Source organism: Bradyrhizobium sp., assembly GCF_049581145.1.
In the GTDB taxonomy this organism is placed as follows: Bacteria; Pseudomonadota; Alphaproteobacteria; order Rhizobiales; family Xanthobacteraceae; genus Bradyrhizobium.
In genome coordinates this window covers 1-1,662 of the sequence record NZ_JBAURI010000953.1, presented here as the reverse complement: position 1 = coordinate 1,662, position 1,662 = coordinate 1, and the positions used below count along the sequence as shown (strand labels likewise).

3 protein-coding genes and 1 pseudogene are annotated in these 1,662 nt (G+C 65.0%); all 4 read right to left on the bottom strand.

Annotated elements, in window-relative coordinates; all coding sequences use genetic code 11:
• Positions 1–171: phosphoribosylformylglycinamidine synthase subunit PurS (gene purS, locus WCB02_RS31000; protein ID WP_423964090.1), on the bottom strand; the 171-nt coding region annotated here is incomplete at its 3' end.
• Positions 172–189: 18 nt separating this feature from the next.
• Positions 190–654, bottom strand: a complete 465-nt coding sequence (ptsN, locus tag WCB02_RS30995; RefSeq protein ID WP_423964087.1) for a PTS IIA-like nitrogen regulatory protein PtsN — start codon at positions 652–654, stop codon at positions 190–192.
• Between the two features lie 47 nt (positions 655–701).
• Complete coding sequence (gene hpf, locus WCB02_RS30990; RefSeq protein ID WP_423964084.1) at positions 702–1,274, bottom strand: ribosome hibernation-promoting factor, HPF/YfiA family; 573 nt, start codon at positions 1,272–1,274, stop codon at positions 702–704.
• A gap of 192 nt (positions 1,275–1,466) precedes the next feature.
• A pseudogene (locus WCB02_RS30985) lies at positions 1,467–1,662 on the bottom strand (RNA polymerase factor sigma-54); the annotation flags it as partial.

Sequence of the window (1,662 nt, the reverse complement as noted above, 5' to 3'; positions counted from 1 at the left end):
GGCCTTGTGCGCGCCGTCCCGGTCATTCCCGTCGAGTTCGATATCGAACACCTTGCCCTGGCGCACAGCTGCGACGCCGTCGATCGACAGCGATCTCAGAGCGCCTTCGATCGCTTTGCCTTGCGGATCAAGCACTCCGGTTTTGAGCGTGACGACGACGCGAGCTTTCAAGAGCGGTCTCCGGTTCGTTCAGGCGGCGTTCGACGTCGGCGCCATCGTCAGCAGCGCGTAAATCGCGGTCGGGTCGCGGGTCGCGCGCAACTGCGCGGCGGTCGCGGCGTTTCTGAGCAGGCGCGCGATCGAAGCCAGCGCCTTGAGGTGATCGGCGCCGGCGGATTCCGGGGCGATCAGCATGAAGATCAGATCGACGGGAAGGCCATCCGGCGCCTCGAAGTCGATAGCGCGTTCGAGCCGGGCGAAGACGCCGAAGATCTGCTCGCATTTGGAGAGTTTGCCGTGCGGGATGGCGACGCCGTCTCCGACGCCGGTCGAGCCTAGCCGCTCCCGTTGCAGCAGGGCGTCGAAAATCTCGCGCGCCGGCAACGCGGACACGGCCGCCGCTCGCTCGCTCATTTCCTGGAGCGCCTGCTTCTTGCCGTTGACCCGCAGGGCGGGAAGAACGGCGTCCGGTTTGATCAATTCCGATAGCGACATGTCCGTCCTGGATGTTCGGCGGCCGTCATTGCCCCCAACGATCGCCGTCAGCGTGGATCGAGCCAACCGATTGCTCCGTCCCGTCTCCGATATACGATATTTACCCGCCCGCTGGTCGCATGGGCGAATACGACCACCGGAGCGCCGGTGAGGTCGAGTTCGGCGACCGCAGACGCAACCGACATGGACTTGATCGCCTCCGTCCCCTCGGCGACGACCACCGGCTTGAAGCCCTCGGCCGGCTCCTCCTCGTCGGTCGGCGTCTCGACCAGGTAATTCGAAACCGTCCCCTGGCCTTGCTCTCCGACCGGCGCCTCGGCGCCGCCCGGGCGGCCCTTGAGCCGCTTCTTGTAACGCCTCAGACGCGCCTCGATCTTGGCGGCGGCCTGCTCGAAACACGGATAGGGTTCATGGGCCGCGCCTTCGGCGTGCAGGCTCACCCCCGAACTCAGCCGAAGCGTGCAATCCGAGCGGTAGCCCGAGCCCTCGCGCGCAATCACCACATGGCCGCTCACCGTTCCGTTGAAGTAGCGGGCGACCATCCCCTCCACTTTCTCCAGCACGTGCTGACGCAAAGATTCCACGACGTCGAGGTTCTTTCCAGATACTCTCAAAGTCATCGATAGTCGGCCTTGTCATCGCGGCGAGGCGTAATTCGTCGCCGCTCGTTCCCACGCGCGCTCGCGCGCCCTTCGCCCCCGCCCGCATCGTCGGACGCCGCTCAAGCGGACCTCCCAAAATTAGCGTTAGGAGTCTGCCGCCGTCGTGTCAATCGCGGACAGTACGCGTTGTTTCCACCCGATAATTCCCGCTCAAGCCTCGACCCGAGCGGAATCGCCGCGCGAGCGTTGCGCGCCGATCGGCGACAGCTTGAGCTTCCGTCGCTCGACCGACGATGGAATCTTCAAGCTGTCCCTGTATTTGGCGACCGTCCGGCGGGCCACCACAATATCGGCCTTGCGCAGCCGTTCGACAATGCTGTCGTCGGAAAGAACGTCGTCCGAGTCC